Annotated in this window: 18 protein-coding genes and 2 tRNA genes; 9 read left to right on the forward strand and 11 right to left on the reverse strand. The window is 68.6% G+C overall.

Translation table 11 applies throughout. The features are described from left to right. Positions 1–58 precede the first annotated feature (58 nt). Positions 59–316, forward strand: coding sequence for a hypothetical protein (locus tag P0Y48_04645; GenBank protein ID WEK14497.1), 258 nt, complete (start codon positions 59–61; stop codon positions 314–316). Positions 317–323: 7 nt separating this feature from the next. On the opposite strand, the gene P0Y48_04650 is transcribed toward P0Y48_04645, so the two are convergent. Beyond that, on the reverse strand, positions 324–1742 hold the full coding sequence (locus tag P0Y48_04650) for a PLP-dependent aminotransferase family protein (GenBank protein WEK14498.1): 1419 nt from the start codon (positions 1740–1742) through the stop codon (positions 324–326). 61 nt (positions 1743–1803) lie between these two features. On the opposite strand from P0Y48_04650, the gene P0Y48_04655 reads away from it, so the two are divergent. Continuing rightward, complete coding sequence (locus P0Y48_04655) at positions 1804–2421, forward strand: hypothetical protein (GenBank protein ID WEK14499.1); 618 nt, start codon at positions 1804–1806, stop codon at positions 2419–2421. Positions 2422–2460: 39 nt separating this feature from the next. Here the strand turns inward: P0Y48_04655 and P0Y48_04660 are convergent, their stop codons facing one another. Further along, a complete protein-coding gene (locus tag P0Y48_04660) occupies positions 2461–2673 on the reverse strand; it encodes a methyltransferase (protein ID WEK14500.1) in 213 nt (70 codons plus the stop codon). A gap of 102 nt (positions 2674–2775) precedes the next feature. On the opposite strand from P0Y48_04660, the gene P0Y48_04665 reads away from it, so the two are divergent. From P0Y48_04665 to P0Y48_04690, 6 genes are all read left to right on the forward strand, one after another. Continuing rightward, positions 2776–2848: transfer RNA gene (locus tag P0Y48_04665), tRNA-Arg, on the forward strand. A 56-nt stretch (positions 2849–2904) separates the two neighbouring features. Then, a complete protein-coding gene (orn, locus tag P0Y48_04670) occupies positions 2905–3528 on the forward strand; it encodes an oligoribonuclease (protein WEK14501.1) in 624 nt (207 codons plus the stop codon). Positions 3529–3562: 34 nt separating this feature from the next. Beyond that, positions 3563–3638: transfer RNA gene (locus P0Y48_04675), tRNA-His, on the forward strand. 25 nt (positions 3639–3663) lie between these two features. Then, on the forward strand, positions 3664–4014 hold the full coding sequence (locus P0Y48_04680; GenBank protein ID WEK14502.1) for a metallopeptidase family protein: 351 nt from the start codon (positions 3664–3666) through the stop codon (positions 4012–4014). Continuing rightward, entirely contained in the window at positions 4011–4295 is a 285-nt protein-coding gene (gene clpS, locus P0Y48_04685) for an ATP-dependent Clp protease adapter ClpS (GenBank protein WEK14503.1), read from the forward strand. The genes P0Y48_04680 and clpS overlap by 4 nt, the downstream gene beginning before the upstream one ends. After that, entirely contained in the window at positions 4292–4780 is a 489-nt protein-coding gene (locus P0Y48_04690) for a DUF2017 family protein (protein ID WEK14504.1), read from the forward strand. The genes clpS and P0Y48_04690 overlap by 4 nt, the downstream gene beginning before the upstream one ends. Positions 4781–4800: 20 nt before the next feature. On the opposite strand, the gene P0Y48_04695 is transcribed toward P0Y48_04690, so the two are convergent. The 6 genes from P0Y48_04695 to gatC form a co-directional block, all read right to left on the reverse strand. Continuing rightward, a complete protein-coding gene (locus tag P0Y48_04695; protein ID WEK14505.1) occupies positions 4801–5382 on the reverse strand; it encodes a hypothetical protein in 582 nt (193 codons plus the stop codon). Then, complete coding sequence (locus P0Y48_04700; GenBank protein ID WEK14506.1) at positions 5366–5686, reverse strand: hypothetical protein; 321 nt, start codon at positions 5684–5686, stop codon at positions 5366–5368. The genes P0Y48_04695 and P0Y48_04700 overlap by 17 nt, the downstream gene beginning before the upstream one ends. 63 nt (positions 5687–5749) lie before the next feature. Then, the gene (gene dinB / locus P0Y48_04705; protein ID WEK14507.1) at positions 5750–7027 is read right to left on the reverse strand and encodes a DNA polymerase IV; all 1278 of its coding nucleotides are present in this window, start codon (positions 7025–7027) and stop codon (positions 5750–5752) included. Positions 7028–7078: 51 nt separating this feature from the next. Continuing rightward, positions 7079–8608 carry an Asp-tRNA(Asn)/Glu-tRNA(Gln) amidotransferase subunit GatB gene (gene gatB / locus P0Y48_04710; protein ID WEK14508.1) on the reverse strand — a complete coding sequence of 510 codons (1530 nt, stop codon included), beginning with the start codon at positions 8606–8608 and terminating at the stop codon, positions 7079–7081. After that, entirely contained in the window at positions 8608–10131 is a 1524-nt protein-coding gene (gene gatA, locus P0Y48_04715; GenBank protein WEK14509.1) for an Asp-tRNA(Asn)/Glu-tRNA(Gln) amidotransferase subunit GatA, read from the reverse strand. Before gatA ends, gatB begins: the two co-directional genes overlap by 1 nt. Next, entirely contained in the window at positions 10128–10427 is a 300-nt protein-coding gene (gene gatC / locus P0Y48_04720; GenBank protein WEK14510.1) for an Asp-tRNA(Asn)/Glu-tRNA(Gln) amidotransferase subunit GatC, read from the reverse strand. Before gatC ends, gatA begins: the two co-directional genes overlap by 4 nt. A 105-nt stretch (positions 10428–10532) precedes the next feature. On the opposite strand from gatC, the gene P0Y48_04725 reads away from it, so the two are divergent. Continuing rightward, positions 10533–12245, forward strand: a complete 1713-nt coding sequence (locus P0Y48_04725; protein ID WEK14511.1) for a long-chain-fatty-acid--CoA ligase — start codon at positions 10533–10535, stop codon at positions 12243–12245. A gap of 6 nt (positions 12246–12251) precedes the next feature. Here P0Y48_04725 and ligA read toward each other — a convergent pair whose 3' ends face one another. Genes ligA through P0Y48_04740 form a run of 3 tightly spaced genes read right to left on the reverse strand, consistent with a single transcriptional unit; the run spans position 12252 to position 16985 of the window. Then, positions 12252–14606, reverse strand: a complete 2355-nt coding sequence (gene ligA / locus P0Y48_04730) for an NAD-dependent DNA ligase LigA (protein WEK14512.1) — start codon at positions 14604–14606, stop codon at positions 12252–12254. Positions 14607–14662: 56 nt separating this feature from the next. Then, complete coding sequence (gene mnmA, locus P0Y48_04735; protein ID WEK14513.1) at positions 14663–15760, reverse strand: tRNA 2-thiouridine(34) synthase MnmA; 1098 nt, start codon at positions 15758–15760, stop codon at positions 14663–14665. Between the two features lie 55 nt (positions 15761–15815). Further along, a complete protein-coding gene (locus tag P0Y48_04740) occupies positions 15816–16985 on the reverse strand; it encodes a cysteine desulfurase family protein (GenBank protein ID WEK14514.1) in 1170 nt (389 codons plus the stop codon). Between the last annotated feature and the right edge of the window lie 20 nt (positions 16986–17005).

The raw sequence follows: 17005 nt of genomic DNA on the forward strand, positions 1-17005 counted from the left end.
CGCGCGGGTGTCGGAAGTCGAAGCTATGTTCGATTCGACGAGAGAAGGGGGAACCGACATGACCGTGATCGCCACCGCAGACGCCGCTCGTCTTCCCGCGACAATCGGCGCCGTCCGATTGCTTCGCGCCACAGCACGTCTGTGGCGTGCAACGTCGCACGACGGCCGCATCATCGGCCACATCCGTGTGGATGACGACGGAGGCGACTTCCGCTACGTCGCCCTGCGATTCTCTGCCCGGGCGCGAGGGCTCATCGAGGTGGGCGCTTTCTGGAACCCTGACGAGGCAGTCGATTGCCTGCGATGGTCGCGCTGAACGATCGTCAGACGACAGCCCCTATAGGTGCCGCCGCCGCGATGGGAGCGGCCGCACGCACGGCCGGCCACACTTCGGCGAGAACGTCGACAGCGCGGCGCAGTTGGTCTGGTGGTGCCGTGAACGGGATGCGGAGCTGTCGTTCGTGTCCGCCCTCGGGAGAGAATCGCGGGCCCGCCGACAGATGTACGCCGTGTGTGCGGGCCGCGATCACCAGTCCGGAGCTGAGCGGAGCGTCCAGTTCCAGCCACACGCACACGCCCCCGGCAGCCATGGGCACGCGCCATTCCGGCAGGCGCTCGCGCAGCGCGTCCACCAGTGCATCGCGTCCGCTACGCAAGAGGAGCGAGCGTTGGGCCAAGATCTCCGGCATCCGAGGAAGGAGACGTGTCGCCACCGCCTGCTCGAACTCCGGTGTGCCGAGCTCGCGCGGCGGGCGGAGGGCTGCAAACTCCCGCACACGGTCGCGGTCAGCGCGGATCCAGCCGATCCGCAGCCCGCCCCACACGGTCTTGCCGAGCGATCCGACCCGAATCAGCGAGGCCGTCTCCCATGTCGCGGGGTCGACGGGCTTCGGTTCGATAGCGAGCTCAGCGGTCGTCTCGTCGATGACGATGGTCGTCCCTGCGTCCACGGCCGCGCGAGTGATGGAAGCGCGTTCCGCCATCGTCATGGTGCGACCCGTCGGATTGTGGAACTGGGGCATGAGGTAGGCGAGGGTGGGGCGGGTGCGGGAGAGCGCCTGCGTGGCGCGATCGAGGTCCCACCCTTCCTCGACATGCACGGGGATGCTGACCAGGCGCGCGCCCGCCGCGCGGAGTGCCTCGGCGGCATGAGGGTAGGTCGGAGTCTCGATAGCAGCTCTGTCGCCTCTTCTCACGAGAGCCTGAGACAGGAGGTGGATGGCGCTCTGCGCCCCTGTCGTCACCAAGATCTCGTCGGGCGAGGTCGGGATGCCACGGGCCTCGTAGCGGTCCGCGATCGCCGCACGCAGCTCCGCGGAGCCGATGATGTCGTAGCCGGCCCGAGCCACCAGTGCCGCCGCATCTTGAGCGACGTCGCTCATCACCCCCGCGAGCCCCGGCCAGGCTGCGGGACTGGCCTGCGTCAGATCGATCTCGTCCTCGCCGACGTTCCCTCGGCCGTGAGCCCTCCCTCCGAGCGGGAGTGTGACGCTCCCCGACCCGCGAAGGCTCTGAATGTGGGCGGACTCACGAAGACTGCGGTACGCGGCGGCGACAGTCGTGCGGCTCACTCCGAGCGCGTGGGCAAGTTCACGCTCGGCCGGGAGTGCCGTGCGCGGCGCCAGTCGATTGTCGAGGCACAGGAGACGGATGCCGTCGGCGAGGGCCTCGTAGGCCGGCTCGCGCGTGCGCCAACCGCCCAGAGAATGAGCGAGGGTGCGCGCCGTGATCCTCGAGTCCATGGGGCCACAATAGGGCAATTGGACTGCGACGCAAGGTCCAATTGTGCGATTGGATGTCTTCATGGTGCTTCGATTCGCGCAGCTGCTCTTCGGCCTCGTCCTCTTCGGCGTCGGGTGCGCCGTCATGGTCGAAGCGGGCATCGGGCTCGATCCGTGGACGGTGTTCGCGCAGGGGATCTCCCGCCAGACGGGCATCGGCATCGGCTGGGTCGCGAACATCGTGGGGTTCCTCGTGCTGTTGGCGTGGATCCCGCTTCGCCAGCGGCCCGGCGTCGGCACGATCGCCAACATCCTCCTCGTCGGGACGGCCATGCAGTTCGCGATCGATCTCCTCCCTGCGCCGGAGGGCTTCGTCGCGCAGCTACTCGTCTTCCTGGGGGGCGTCGCGATCGTCGCGCTGGCGTCAGGTCTCTACATCGGGGCACGCTTCGGCCCCGGCCCTCGCGACGGCCTGATGACCGGACTCCACGCACGCTTCGGCTGGCCGATCTGGGCGGCGAGGCTCGGCGTCGAGGCCACCGTTCTCGTGGCCGGGTGGCTGCTCGGAGGCACGGTGGGCCTCGGGACGGTCCTGTTCGCGGTCCTGATCGGCCCGGCGGTGCACATGACGCTGCCTTGGTTCGATCGGCGGCCACCGATCATCCGACCCGTCACGCAGCCCTCAGACGCGACTGTCTGACACGACCGCACCCGTAGCCCGCGAGGGAGCTAGAGCTGGTCAGTGCTCGCGGAAGCGCGGCCAATCTGATCCTGGCGGCAGGTGTCCGTGAAGCGCGCTCTTGGCGATGTCCATCGAGGGGTAGGTGCCGACCGACGAAGACGCTCCTGCGATCGTCACGGTGTATTCCCCGTTCGCGCGGCGGATACTGCCGACGACCTGACCGTCGGCGCCGTAGGCGAGCCAGAGGGTCGATGTCGCAATGGTGGTCATCACGCACTCCTTTCGACGCCTCGTACGCTACGCCGGTAGCGAGTGCTGCGCCATGGGTGGGGTTCGGCCGCGTGTGAACGGTACGGTAGAGAGGTCCCACTTCCCTCCATAGCTCAGTGGATAGAGCGAGCGGTTTCTACCCGCCAGGTCGGGGGTTCGAATCCTCCTGGAGGGACCGCCACCGGCCTCCAACCGGCATAGACGTCGCATCCCGTCGTTAGGATGGGCCCCATGGTGGCTACAGCGGAGAACGACCGTCTCGTGTGGATCGACTGCGAGATGACCGGGCTCGACCTGGCTGTCGACCAGTTGGTAGAGATCGCCATCATCGTGACCGACTATGAGCTTCGCATTCTCGATCCCGGCTTCCAGGTAGTCATCAAGCCGGATGCTTCGGCACTCGATCACATGAACGAGTTCGTTACTCAGATGCATCGGACGTCGGGACTCCTCGAGGAGATCCCCCATGGTGTGAGCGTCGCAGAGGCCGAGTTCCAGTCCCTCGAGTACATCCAGCGCTTCGTGCCGGAGGGCAAGGCGCCGTTGGCCGGAAACACGATCGGCACGGACCGCATGTTCCTCGCACGGTACATGCCGCGCGTCGATCGCTGGCTGCACTACCGCAATGTCGACGTGTCGAGCATCAAGGAGTTGTCGCGTCGCTGGTACCCGCGCGCCTACTTCCAGGCGCCCACGAAAGACGGCGGACATCGGGCGCTGGCCGACATCCGCGAGTCGATTCGCGAGCTCGCCTACTATCGCGAGGCGGTGTTCGTCCCGGAGCCGGGTCCGACGAGCGACGTGGCGCGCGAGCTGTCCGCCGCCACCGTGTCGTCGTACGCCTCCGGGCTGTAATACAATCGTGTGGTTGCCCGCGTGCGGGCGCATGGTGGGTATAGCTCAGTTGGTAGAGCACCTGGTTGTGGTCCAGGGGGTCGCGGGTTCAAGTCCCGTTACTCACCCCATGTACATCTCCCGTGAGGCGTGGCGATGATCGAGATGGATGCCGAAGCTTTCGAGGCTCTCGTTTCCGACGAGTTGGGCCACCTTCCCGGCGAGATGCTGAGCGGGCTCGACAACGTCGTGTTCGTCGTCGAAGACCTCCCCGAGGACGGGTCACTCGATCTGTTCGGACTGTACGACGGCCTCGCCCTCACCGACCGCGACCGATACGGGATGGGGGAACTCCCCGATCGCATCATCCTGTATCGGCTCGCGCACCTCGATGCCTGCAGTGATGTCGGGGAGCTACGCGACGAGGTCCACACGACCTTGGTGCACGAGATCGCGCACTTCTACGGAATCGACGATGAGCGGCTGCACGAACTGGGGTGGGCATGACGCTCCCCCTCGAGGTCGTGGAAGAACTCGAGGATACGAGCCGGACACGTCCGTGGCAGACGGTCGTCTGGAACGACCCGGTCAACCTGATGTCCTACGTGGCGCGTGTCTTCCGCGAGTACTTCGGATACTCGGCGGATCGTGCTGAGCAGTTGATGCTCGCCGTCCACCATCGCGGCCACGCCGTCGTTGCGGAGGGGGCGCGCGAGCAGATGGAATTGCACGTCCAGGCGATGCACGACTATGGCTTGTGGGCCACAGTCAGGAAGGGAGAGCGATGAGCGAGCGCATCGTCGTCTGGGAGATCACCGCCCTCGAGGCGGCACACCTGTCGGAGCTCCTCGACCAGTTCGACCACCTGCTCGCGGCGGGTTCGACCGACGATCCCGCCATCGCGCGCCTCGTACCGGACGCGTATCGCGACGATCCCGAGGCTGCTGACGAGTTCCGTTCCCTCACCGAGGGAGACCTGCTCGCGCGTCGCCGCGAGGACTGCCGCATCGTTGCCAGCACACTCGAGATCGACGGCCGCCGGCTCGTCGTGTCCGACCTCGACCGAGCCGAGATCGAGCAGACGCACACTGTCGCGATGGACGAGACGCAGTCAGCCGCCTGGCTGCGGACGCTGGCATCCCTTCGACTCGTCATGGCAGCGCGGCTCGGCATCCGCGATGAGGACGACCACGCCGACGACGACCCGCGCTTCGGAATCTACGACTGGCTGGGTTACCGCCTCGATGGGCTCGTACGCGCACTCGATGACTGACGCGCGGCTACCGCGAGTGCCTACCGGCCTCCGGCGGGCCCGTCCACGGTGACGACGATCGTCGCGAGCGACACAGGATCGTGCTCGCCGACATGCTGGTCTTCCTGACGCGCCCATCGATCCCAGTGGGGTCGGTAGCTGTCGCCGTCGCGCCGCAGCGCCCGCTGCTTCCTCAGCTCCGCAGGGGCTTCCACCCAGACGCGGACGTCACTCAGCTGAGCGGTCGCGGGGGTGAGGATGCCGGCCCCCTCCAGCACCAAAGCGCGATCAGCTGCAACGTGCTCACACCCTGCGTCGGCGCTACGCTGCCAATCCCAGCGCTGCCACGTCCCGGACTCACCGCGCGAGAGCGGCTCGAGCAGGCCGCGACGCGCCCGATCGACGCCCTCGGCGAGCCCATCCCACCCCGGGTAGATGGCATCCAGGGCAACGATGTTCGCATCGAGGCGCCTGCCGACGAGCTGCGCCAGGGTGGTCTTGCCCGCCCCTGATCGTCCATCGATGAGCACCACCGGTCGCGCGTACTGCCGTGCCGCGTGAACGATCGTGTCCGTCGCGGTGCTCAGCGCTTCGCCGGGATCGCTGTCAGCGCTTGAGCGCACGGAGGACGCGGCTCAGGGCTCGCCCGGCGACCCACAGCAGCGGAATGCCAATCGCGGCGAGTGACACCAGATTGGGCTCGAACCGCAGGTCGTCGCCCTTCCGCACGTACGCGCCGAGGGGTACCGCGACGCCACCGCCGCCGCCTCCCCCGTTGCCCTGGGTGTCCTCGCCGGCACCGAAGCCAGACCAGGACAATGCGACGGGAATCAGACGGATGCCGTCGACGTCTTGTTGTTCGCCGTACACGCTCGTGACGCCGAGTGTAGCGGCCTGCTTGCCGAGTTCCAGTGCGAGGTTGGGCATGCGTCCACCGTAGCCCCCGCGGGCGTCGAGCGCGCAGGGGGTTGCGCTCCGGCGCCCGACTGCTCAGCCGTCGACGTCGTCGTCGGCGTTCGCGGGCAGGCGTGGGTTCGTGGGAAGCGCGTTGACATCGCGCCGAGGACCGAGGACGCTCGCGCGCGTCACCACAGCGCGACCGAACCGGGCGCGCGCGCCATCGAGGGCCTCATCGACAGCACGCCAATCCGCGTCGTCGTCCCACAGCGCGAGCCCGCCGTCGCCGCTCGATCGCAGCTTCTCGCCACGCACGCCGATGAGGCGCACCGGCTGATCGACGGACAACTCGTCCAGCAGCCCGATCGCGATCTCCCCGATGCGCTGTCCGACGTTGGTCGCCTCCGACGGGGTCACCGAGCGGGAAACCGTCGTGAAGTCCGCGTACCGCACCTTCACTGCGATCGTGCGGGCCTCCCACCCGCCGGTGCGGAGCCGTACTGCGACGCGGTCGGACAGTCGGCGAAGCTCCGTCCTCAGTACCGCGGGGTCAATGACGTCCTCGAGAAACGTCTCCTCATGCCCGACGCTCTTCTCGACGTGTACGGTCTCCACCTCGCGAGGGTCGATACCGTGCGCCAGCTGCCAGACCCGCTCTCCCATCGCCTGTCCCAGGGCGCGGTCCAGCACCGGACGCGGGGTCGCGATGACGTCGGCCACCCAACGGATGCCGCGGCTCTCCAGCGCTTCGGCAGCCTTCGGCCCCACGCCCCAGAGAGCGCGAACAGGACGAGCGGCGAGGAAGCGCTGCGTGTCGTCGTGCGGCACGATGAGAAGTCCATCGGGTTTGCTGAGCGTGGAGGCGATCTTCGCGACGTGCTTGGTAGACGCGACGCCGACACTGCAGGTGAGACCGGTCTTTGCTCGGACGCGTTCGCGCAGCATCACCGCGATGTGCCCCGGGCTGCCCCACAGGCGTCTCGCACCCCCGACGTCCAAGAAGGCCTCGTCGATGGACAGCGGCTCGACGAGAGGGGTGATCTCGTGGAAGATCCCCATGATCTCGCGCGACAGAGCGGAGTACCGCTCGAAGTGCGGAACGACCACGGTCGCGGTCGGGCAGAGCCGGAGCGCCTGAGCCACGGACATCGCCGCGCGCACGCCGAAACGCCTCGCCTCATACGACGCGCTCGCGACCACACCGCGACCTTCGACACCGCCGACGATGATCGGCTTCCCCCTCAGGGTGGGATCGTCGAGTACCTCGACGGACGCATAGAACGCATCCATGTCGACGTGCAGTATCCGGGTGCCGGAGTCGTCCGCGCCTGGTGCGGAGACGATGCGCCCTGATCCGTCGCCGCGTCCCATGTGCTCATTCTCGCGCAGACCGGGGACATCGCCCCCGGCCCGCGCAACAACTCACTGTGCCGCGCGCTCGAGCACCAGTTCGCGCACGCGAGCGGCATCCGCCTGACCCCGCATGGCCTTCATGACCGCACCGATGACCGCGCCGGCTGCCTGGACCTTGCCGTCACGAATCTTCGCAAGGACGTCCGGCTGCGCGGCGAGGGCCTCATCGATCGCGGCGATGAGTGCTCCGTCGTCGGACACGACCGCCAGGCCCCGCGCGTCGACCACCGCCTGGGGCGATCCCTCGCCGTCGATGACGCCTTCGAGGACCTGACGCGCGAGCTTGTCCGTCAGGGTGCCCTCGTCGACGAGGTGCTGAAGAGCGGCGACGTCGGACGGCGCGATCAGCGAGGTGGCCTCGACGCCGCGGCTGTTCGCGATGCGGGAGACCTCGCCGGTCCACCACTTGCGGGCCGCAGCCGGGCTGGCGCCCGCCGCCACGGTCGCGGCGACCTCCGCCAGGAGGCCACCGTTGGCGACGTCCTGGAACTCGAGGTCGGTGAAGCCCCACTCGGACTTCAATCGACGCCGACGGGCGGCCGGAGCCTCCGGGAGCGCCGCGCGCAACTCGGCGATCAGCTCATCCGAAGGCGCCACGGGGAGAAGATCCGGCTCCGGGAAGTAGCGGTAGTCGTCGGCATCCGACTTGGGTCGTCCCGGCGACGTGGTGCCGGTGTCCTCGTGCCAGTGCCGGGTCTCCTGCACGATCGACCCACCGGTCGCGAGGATGGCCGCCTGACGCTGGATCTCGTAGCGCACCGCCCGTTCGACGGAGCGCATGGAGTTGACGTTCTTGGTTTCCGTGCGGGTGCCCAGCGGAGGAAGCTCCTCCCCCTCGGCCACGCGCGGCCGCAGCGACACGTTCGCATCGCAACGGAGGTTGCCGCGTTCCATGCGCGCTTCGGAGATCCCGAGCGACAGCACGATGTCGCGGATCGCCGCCACGTAGGCCTTCGCCACTTCCGGCGCCCGGCGGTCCGTGCCGAAGATGGGCTTGGTGACGATCTCGACGAGCGGCACACCCGCGCGGTTGTAGTCGACGAGCGAGTACTCGGCGCCCTGGATACGGCCGGTGGCACCACCGACGTGGGTGAGCTTGCCGGCATCCTCCTCCATATGGGCGCGCTCGATGGGAACCTCCACCAGCGTCCCGTCGGACAGCTCGATCTCGACGGACCCTTCGAACGCGATCGGCTCGTCATACTGCGAGATCTGATAGTTCTTCCCGAGATCCGGGTAGAAGTAGTTCTTGCGCGCGAAACGACTCGACGGTGCGATCGAGCAGCCCAGGGCCAGACCCAGGCTGATGGAGTAGCGCACGGCCGTCTCGTTCACCACCGGCAGCGACCCGGGCAGTCCCATGTCGACCGGCGCCACGAGCGTGTTGGGCGCCGCGTCGTGATGCGCGGGATGCGCCGGGTTGCCAGCGGACGAGAACATCTTCGTCGCGGTGTTGAGCTCGACGTGCACTTCGAAACCGAGCACGGGCTCGTAGCGCTCCAGCGCCTCTTCGAAGTCCATCAGGGCAGCCTTCGCCATCAGCGCGCCCCTCCTTCCGTGCCGAGGGCGGGAGCCCTGTCCAGGAGCGGGCCGCCCCACTGATCGACCAGCAACGCCTCGAGGGCCGCCCCGACGCGATACAGACGTGCGTCTTCGCGCGCGGGGGCGAGGAACTGGATGCCGACCGGCAGTCCGTCCTCTTCCGACAGGCCCGACGGGAGGGAGATCCCGGGGACCCCTGCCAGGTTGGCGGGGATGGTCGTCACGTCGTTGAGGTACATCTGCAGCGGGTCGTCGATCTTCTCCCCGAGGCGGAACGCCGTCGTGGGTGCAGAGGGCGTCGCGATGACATCGACCTTCCCGAACGCCGCGTCGAAGTCGCGCTGGATGAGGGTGCGCACCTTCTGGGCGCTGCCGTAGTACGCGTCGTAGTAGCCCGCCGACAGGGCGTAGGTGCCCAGAATGATCCTGCGCTTCACCTCGTCGCCGAACCCCGCGTCGCGCGTGACGGCCATGACGTCTTCGACCGTGCCGCCCGGAACATCGACGCGCATCCCGAAACGCACGGAGTCGAACTTCGCGAGGTTGCTCGAGGCCTCGGCCGGGAGGATGAGGTAGTAGGCGGCCACGCCGTACTCGAAGTGCGGCGCGCTGATCTCGACGATCTCGGCACCGTGAGCCTCCAGCAGGGCGAGCGCGGCGCGGAACGACGCGGACACACCCGACTGGAAGCCGGAGTCGGGGAGCTCGGTGATGACGCCGACGCGCAGGCCCCGCAGAACCTCACCCGATGCGCCCTCACGAGCAGCGGCGGCAAACGACGGCCAGCGCTGCGCGAGCGACGTCGAATCGTGGGGGTCGTGGCCGCCGATCACATCGTGCAAGAGAGCGGAGTCCAAGACGGTGCGAGAGACCGGACCGACCTGGTCGAGGCTGGATGCCAGGGCGATCGCCCCGAAGCGGCTCACACCGCCGTAGGTGGGCTTGAGCCCGACGGTTCCGGTGACGTGAGCCGGTTGGCGGATCGAGCCGCCCGTGTCCGATCCCAGTGCGAGCGGGGCCTCGAAAGCGGCAACGGCGGCAGCGGACCCGCCGCCCGAGCCTCCCGGGATGCGGTCCAGGTCCCACGGGTTCCGCGTCGGGCCGTATGCCGAGTGCTCCGTGGAAGAGCCCATGGCGAACTCGTCCATGTTGGTCTTGCCGAGGGGTACGAGCCCTGCGGCGCGCGAGCGCGCGACCACGGTGGCGTCGTACGGCGACATGTACCCCTCGAGAATGCGGGAGCCACTCGTGGACGGCATGTCGGTCGTCACGAGGACATCCTTCACGGCGAGCGGTATGCCGGCGAGCTCGCCGAGATGCTCCCCCGCCGCACGGCGGCGATCGACGTCGGCGGCCGCGTCGAGCGCGTGGGCGTTGACGTGAAGGAAGGCGTGCACGTCGCCGTCGACGGCGGCGATCCTCTCCAGGTGGGCGCGTGTCGCCTCGACACTCGAGACTTCGCCCGCCGTAAGTCGGGCCGACAGGTCGGCGGCGGTCAGTCGAGTCAGGTCGTCGCTCACTGCTCTTCCCCCAGGATCGCGGTGACGCGGAAGCGTCCATCGGCGGAGTCCGGCGCGTTCTGCAGCACCTGATCGACGGTGAGCATGTCGCCCTCCGTATCGGCGCGGTACACGTTCTCGAGCGGGATCGGGTGGCTCGTCGCGGGGACGTCCGCCGTCGCGACTTCCGACACCTTCGCGATGTTGTCGACGATCACGGTGAGCTGCCCGGTAAGGCGGTCCACCTCCTCGTCGCTCAGCTGGATGCGGGCGAGTACGCCGAGATGGCGCACGAGATCTGGGCTGATTTCCGACACCCCGACAGTCTAGTTGTGGCTCGCAGCGCACCCGTGCCGACCGGTCTGCGCCACCTCCGGCCCAGGCGGGGTGTGTCCACCCGGGCGCAGCCGTAGGCTGAGCGCGTGACGACCGCTTATGAGCCTGCCCGACCATGGATCGCCAGCTACGCACCGGGCGTGCCAGAAGATCTCGCACCCGTCTCGGGGTCGCTGGTCGACATCGTCGCGGCGTCTGCACGCGACTACCCGGATGCCACTGCGCTCCAGTTCTTCGGTCGCGACACCACGTACCGGGAACTGCAGCACGCGATCGACCGGGCCGCCGCGGGGCTCAAAGCCCTGGGGGTGGGTGCCGGCGACCCCGTCGCGATCGTGCTCCCCAACTGTCCCCAACACATCATCGCCTTCTACGCGATCCTGCGTCTGGGCGCCGTCGCCGTGGAGCACAATCCCCTCTACACCCCCCGTGAGATGCGCAAGCAGTTCGAGGACCACGGTGCGAAGACGGCGATCGTATGGAGCAAGGCGGTCGAAACGGTCCAGCAGTTCCCCGCTGACATCGCCGTGCGAAACCTGGTGAGCGTCGACATCACGGAGGCGATGCCGCTCTCCCTGCGGTTGGCGCTTCGTCTGCCCGTCTCCAAGGCGCGTGAGTCGCGCGCGGCGCTGACCTCTCGCGTGAAGGGCGCGGTGCCGTGGGACCGGCTCGTCCGCACATCGCCCCTCCCCGCGGGCCATCCCTCGCCGCAGACCGACGATCTTGCGATCATCCAGTACACGAGCGGCACCACCGGCACGCCGAAGGGGGCGATGCTCACCCATCGCAACCTGCTCTCGAACGCAGCTCAGGCCCGCGCATGGGTGCCGTCGATCCGACGCGGGCCGGGCTGCGTGGTGTACGCGGTTCTGCCCATGTTCCACGCGTACGGGCTCACGCTGTGCGTCGCCTTCGCGATGTCGATGGGTGCACGACTCGTGCTGTTCCCCCGCTTCGATCCGGACATGGTGCTGGCCGTCACTCGAAAGCACCCGGCGACTTTCCTCCCGCTCGTGCCACCGATCGCGTCGAGGCTGCTCGCGGCGGCCAAGGAAGCCGGCGTCTCACTGCAGGGCACCGAGGTGGCCATCTCCGGAGCGATGGCGCTGCCGCACGAGGTGGTCGTGCCCTTCGAGAAGGAGACCGGAGGCTATCTCGTCGAGGGCTACGGACTGTCCGAGTGCTCCCCCGTGCTCATCGCGAATCCCGTTGCCGATCATCGCGTTCCCGGGACCGTCGGTCTTCCGCTGCCGGGAACGGAATGCCGAGTCGTCGATCCGGACGATCCCACCCGCGATGTGCCCGCCGGCGATCGCGGCGAGCTGCTCGTCCGCGGGCCCCAAGTGTTCTCCGGCTACTACGGCAAGCCCGAGGAGACCGACGCCGTGTTCGTCGATGACTGGTTCCGCACGGGCGACATCGTGACGATCGATGAGGCAGGCTTCGTCCGCATCGTCGACCGCATCAAGGAGCTCATCATCACGGGCGGCTTCAACGTGGCTCCGACCGAGGTCGAGAATGCGCTGCGCCAGCATCCGCAGGTGGAGGATGCCGCTGTGGTCGGCCTCCCCAGCGAGCATTCGGGCGAGGAAGTCGTCGCGGCCGTCGTTCTGGTGCCCGGCGTCTCCTCGCCGGACATCGACGGCATCCGCGAGTTCGTCCGGAGCGTACTCACGCCGTACAAGGTCCCCCGGCGGGTGTTCGTCGTGGATGAGCTTCCGAAGTCGCTCATCGGAAAGGTGCTGCGACGCCAGGTCAAAGAGTCGCTGCTCCGGCTGTCGCAGCCGGACGGACACTGATCGAGGTCATTCGCCCTCCGACGCCGCCAGATCGTCGCCGACGGCCACCGAGGCGGCGGAGTCGAGCGCTGCCGGTCCCTGCTCGACAAGAACTTTGAACTGTGCAGCGTCGATGATCCGGAGCCCGAGCGCTTCGGCCTTCGCGAGCTTGGAACCGGCGCCGGGGCCGGCCGCGACGAAGTCGGTCTTCTTCGAGACGCTCGACGCAGCCTTACCGCCCGCCGCCATGATGGCTTCGAGCGCACCCTCCCGCGTATAGCCATCGAGGGAGCCGGTGGCGACGACCGTGACGCCGTCGAGCACTCCGCCCGCGGTGGCGGCGGCTCCGGGACCCGGGTGGCCCGGAATCGCGAGCTGCGCGCCCGCAGCCGCCCAGCGCTCGACGATCTCCCGGTGCCAGTCGACGTCGAACCACTCGATCAGGGAGTCGGCGATGATCGCGCCCACGCCGTCGACGGCGGCGAGCTCGTCGCGGCTCGCCTCCCGGATCGCATCGAGCGATCCGAACCACTGGGCCAGCGCGCGCGCCGCCACCGGTCCGACGTGGCGGATGCTGAGCGCGACGAGGAACCGCCACAGGTCCTTCGCCTTGGCCTTCTCGAGTTCCTCGAGGAGCTTGCGGGCCGCCGAGGACGGTTGAGGGCCTTCCATGCCCTCCTTCCGCTCCGCCGCCGTGGCGTTGCGCTGGAAGGGCCTTCTGGTCTTGACGGTGCCGTCGGCATCCTCCTTGGGTAACCCTGTCTCGGCGTCGCGCACGATCACTTCGATCGGCACCAACTGGTCGAGGGTGAGTTCGAACAGCCCGGCCTCGGTGACCAGCGGCGGGGTCTCGGGCACCTGCGGCTGGGTGAGGGCCGCGGCCGTCACCTCTCCGAGGACCTCGATGTCGAGGGCGCCGCGCGAGCCGATGTGCTCGACGCGCCCGCGCACCTGCGCCGGACACGTCCGCGTGTTCGGACAGCGCAGGTCGATGTCACCTTCTTTGGCGGGCGCGAGCTCGGCGCCGCACTCGGGGCAGTGCGTGGGCATGACGAAGGCTCGTTCGGTACCGTCCCGGAGTTCAGCCACGGGACCGAGCACTTCCGGGATCACGTCTCCCGCCTTGCGGAGCACGACCGTGTCGCCGATGAGCACGCCCTTGACCTTGACGACGTCTTGGTTGTGGAGGGTGGCCTGACGGACGACGCTGCCTGCCACGCGCGCCGGGGCCATGACGGCAAAAGGGGTGGCCCGACCGGTGCGCCCGACGGAGACGACGATGTCGAGCAGCTTCGTGTTGACCTGCTCGGGCGGGTACTTGTACGCGATTGCCCAGCGCGGCGCCCGACTGGTCGCGCCGAGCTCGTCGTGCAGAGCCAGTTCGTCGATCTTCACGACGACCCCGTCGATCTCGTGCTCCACATCGTGCCGGTGCTGTCCGTAGTAGGCGACGAACTCCTGCACCCCCTCGACGGTTTCCGCGGTGCGGAAGTAGGGACTCGTCGGTAGACCCCACTCGGCAAGCAGTGCGTAGACCTCGCTCTGTGACCCCACGGGAGGCCGCTCCCACGCGCCGATGCCGTGGACGAACAGGCGGAGCGAGTCGACGCGCGCTTGGCCCGCTTCACGCTCGAGACCCGACTTCTTCTCGAGTTGCTGACGAAGGCCCCCACTGGCGGCGTTGCGCGGGTTGGCGAACGCCGGGAAGCGACGGGCGGCACTGCGCTCGGCCTTCTCCAGGTCGCCGCCCTTGGCGAGGGTCTCACCCACGACGCGTTCGCGCATCTCCGCCTGCAGGCCATTGAGTCGCTCGAACGCCGCCACGGGGATGTAGACCTCTCCACGCACCTCGACCAACGGAGGGTGATCCACCCCCGACAGGCGCTGCGGGATCCCGGCGACCTTGATGGCATTGGCGGTGACGTCTTCACCGACACGCCCGTCACCGCGCGTCGCGGCGGAGACGAGCACGCCGTTCTCGTAGCGGAGATTGATCGCCAGACCGTCGATCTTCAACTCGACCAGCCACCGGACAGATCGCCCGGCGGCGGCTTCCGTCTTCACGCACCACTCCTGCAACTCCGCCTCGCTGAAGACGTTGTCGAGGCTGAGCATACGTTCGGCGTGCTCGACCGGTGCGAAGAGCGAGTTCTCTGCGGCACCCACGCTCAACGTGGGCGAGTCCTGACCCTGCAGCTCCGGATGCACGCGCTCGATCGCCTCCAGGGCACGCATCCACCCGTCGTAGGTCGCGTCGTCGACCAGTTCGGCATCCCGACCGTAATAGGCCTCGCGAGCATCGACGATGAGGTCAGTCAGACGCGCTGCTTCCGCACGCGCGTCATCGAGGCTGAGGTCGGAGAGGTCTCGGGCGTCCGTCACTCCGTCAGTCTAGGAGCGACCACCGACACGCGCCTCGGGGCTGTGCGCGCCGGATGTCACGCGTCGACCGGCACCGCTGAGACGGTCCGATCGATCGTGAACTGCCCGATGACGCGCGTTCCCGCGTACAGGACGGCCGTCTGGCCGGGCGCGACGCCCTCGAACGGGACATCGGGCCGAACCGTCACGTCGCCGTGCTCGATGACCGCCTGCGCCGGGACCGGGTCGGCGTGGGCGCGGATCTGGACGTCGCACGCGAATGAGTCCGACGCCGGGGGGTTTCCCGCCCAGCTGTACCGGGCGCCCGCGATCTCCGCCGTCGCGAGCGCCTCCTTCGGGCCGACGACGACCGTGTTGGAGACGGGACGCACTTCCAGCACGAAGCGCGGCTTGCCATCGGAAGCGGGGACCCCGAGCGAGAGGCCTCGACGCTGCCCGATGGTGAATGCGTGCGCACCCTCGTGAGTGCCCACCACAGCGCCCGACCGATCGACCACCTCTCCGCTGGCCGTGCCCACCCTCTCGGCGAGCCAGCCGCGGGTGTCGCCGTCGGGAATGAAGCAGATGTCGTGGCTGTCGGGCTTCTGGGCCACGGTGAGGCCGCGTTCGGCGGCTTCGGCGCGCACGAGCGCCTTCGTCGGCGTCTCGCCGAGGGGGAAGTAGGTGTGAGCGAGCTGTTCTGCCGTCAAGACGCCCAGGACGTACGACTGGTCTTTCGCGGCATCCGATGCGCGATGCAGTTCGCGTCCCTCCGGACCGTCCACCAGGAGCGCATAGTGTCCCGTGCAGACCGCATCGAATCCGAGCTCGACAGCGCGCTCGAGAAGGGCGGCGAACTTGATCTTCTCGTTGCAGCGCATGCACGGGTTCGGCGTGCGTCCCGCGCGATACTCCGATACGAAGTCCTCGATGACGTCGTCGCGAAAGCGTTCGGAGAAGTCCCACACGTAGAAGGGGATGCCGAGACGATCCGCGGCACGGCGGGCGTCCATAGCATCCTCGATGGTGCAGCATCCCCGGCTTCCCGTGCGCAACGTGCCGCCGGCGCGAGAGAGCGCCAGGTGCACGCCGACGACGTCGTGGCCGGCATCGACGGCACGCGCCGCGGCGACGGCCGAATCGACGCCGCCGCTCATGGCCGCCAAGATCCTCATCGCACCAGTCTACGAAACGACAGCCGGGACCGGCCCGAGAAGTGTGATGGGCAGCTCAACGGGAGGCGGCTGCCGACGCACGACGATACGCGTCGGGCATCGCCTCGACGAGGGCGGCGACATCCGCCTCCGTCGACGTACGCCCGAGCGTGAATCGGAGCACAGAGCGGGCGGCGTCCTCGTCGCGGCCGAGGGCCCGCACGACGTGCGAAGGCTCCGCCACTCCCGCCTGACACGCCGACCCGGTGGAGACGAAAAGGCCCTGTTGGTCGAGGAGGAACAGCAGCGTTTCACCGCGCGCGCCGGGGAACAGCAGGTGCGCGTTGCCCGGAAGCCTGCTTTCCGGGTCGCCCAGCAGTTCTGCGGCCGGCACCGCCGTGAGGATACCGTCGACGAGGGTACGTCGCAGCGCGGTCAGCCGCGCCGTCTCGACCTCGCGCGCCGCTGCGGTGGCCGTCAATGCAGCCGCGAGCGCCGCGGCGCCCGCGACATCCTGGGTGCCCGATCGAAGGCCGCGCTGCTGTCCTCCCCCGTGAACGAGCGGCGAGAGACGCGCGTAGCGAGACACCACGAGCGCGCCCGTGCCCACCGGGGCGCCGACCTTATGGCCGGAGATGCTGAGGGTCGCGAGCCCGTCGGCTCCACGGGCGTCGCCACGCCATTCGGCGAAGCGGATGTCCACCGACTCCGCCGCACCGACCGCATCGAGATGGAGGGGGACGCCCGCAGCCGTCGCGGCCGTGGCGAGGGCGGGCCCGTCCGATACGGTGCCGACCTCGTTGTTGGCGAGGAGCGCGGTCGCGAGCGCCGCGCCCGGAAGCGCTTGTGTGAACGCATCCACGGGGATCTCGCCGTTGACCGACAGCGGCACCGTGCGGACGCCAGCGCCCTGCGCCGTCTGGAGCCACTCGACGGCATCCATCGTGGCGTGATGCTCGCCCTCGGGAAGCACGATGTCGACCGCGCCCGCCCGTCGCGACCACCATCCGCCTTTGATGGCGAGATTGATCGATTCCGTCCCGCCGGACGTGAAGACCACCTCGATGGGGTCGCAGCACAGGACGAGCGCGACGCGCTCCCGAGCCTCCTCGAGGATGCGTCGCGCCTCCTGTCCGGCACCGTGCACCGACGACGCGTTGCCGACCACCTCGGCGGCGGCGAGCCACGCGTCCCGCGACTCGGGCCGCAGCGGGGTCGTCGCCGCGTGATCGAAGTACGACGTCACCGTGTGTCCTTCCCGTGCGG

Origin of the sequence: Candidatus Microbacterium phytovorans, assembly GCA_029202445.1 — a bacterium.
In the GTDB taxonomy this organism is placed as follows: domain Bacteria; phylum Actinomycetota; class Actinomycetes; order Actinomycetales; family Microbacteriaceae; genus Microbacterium; species Microbacterium phytovorans.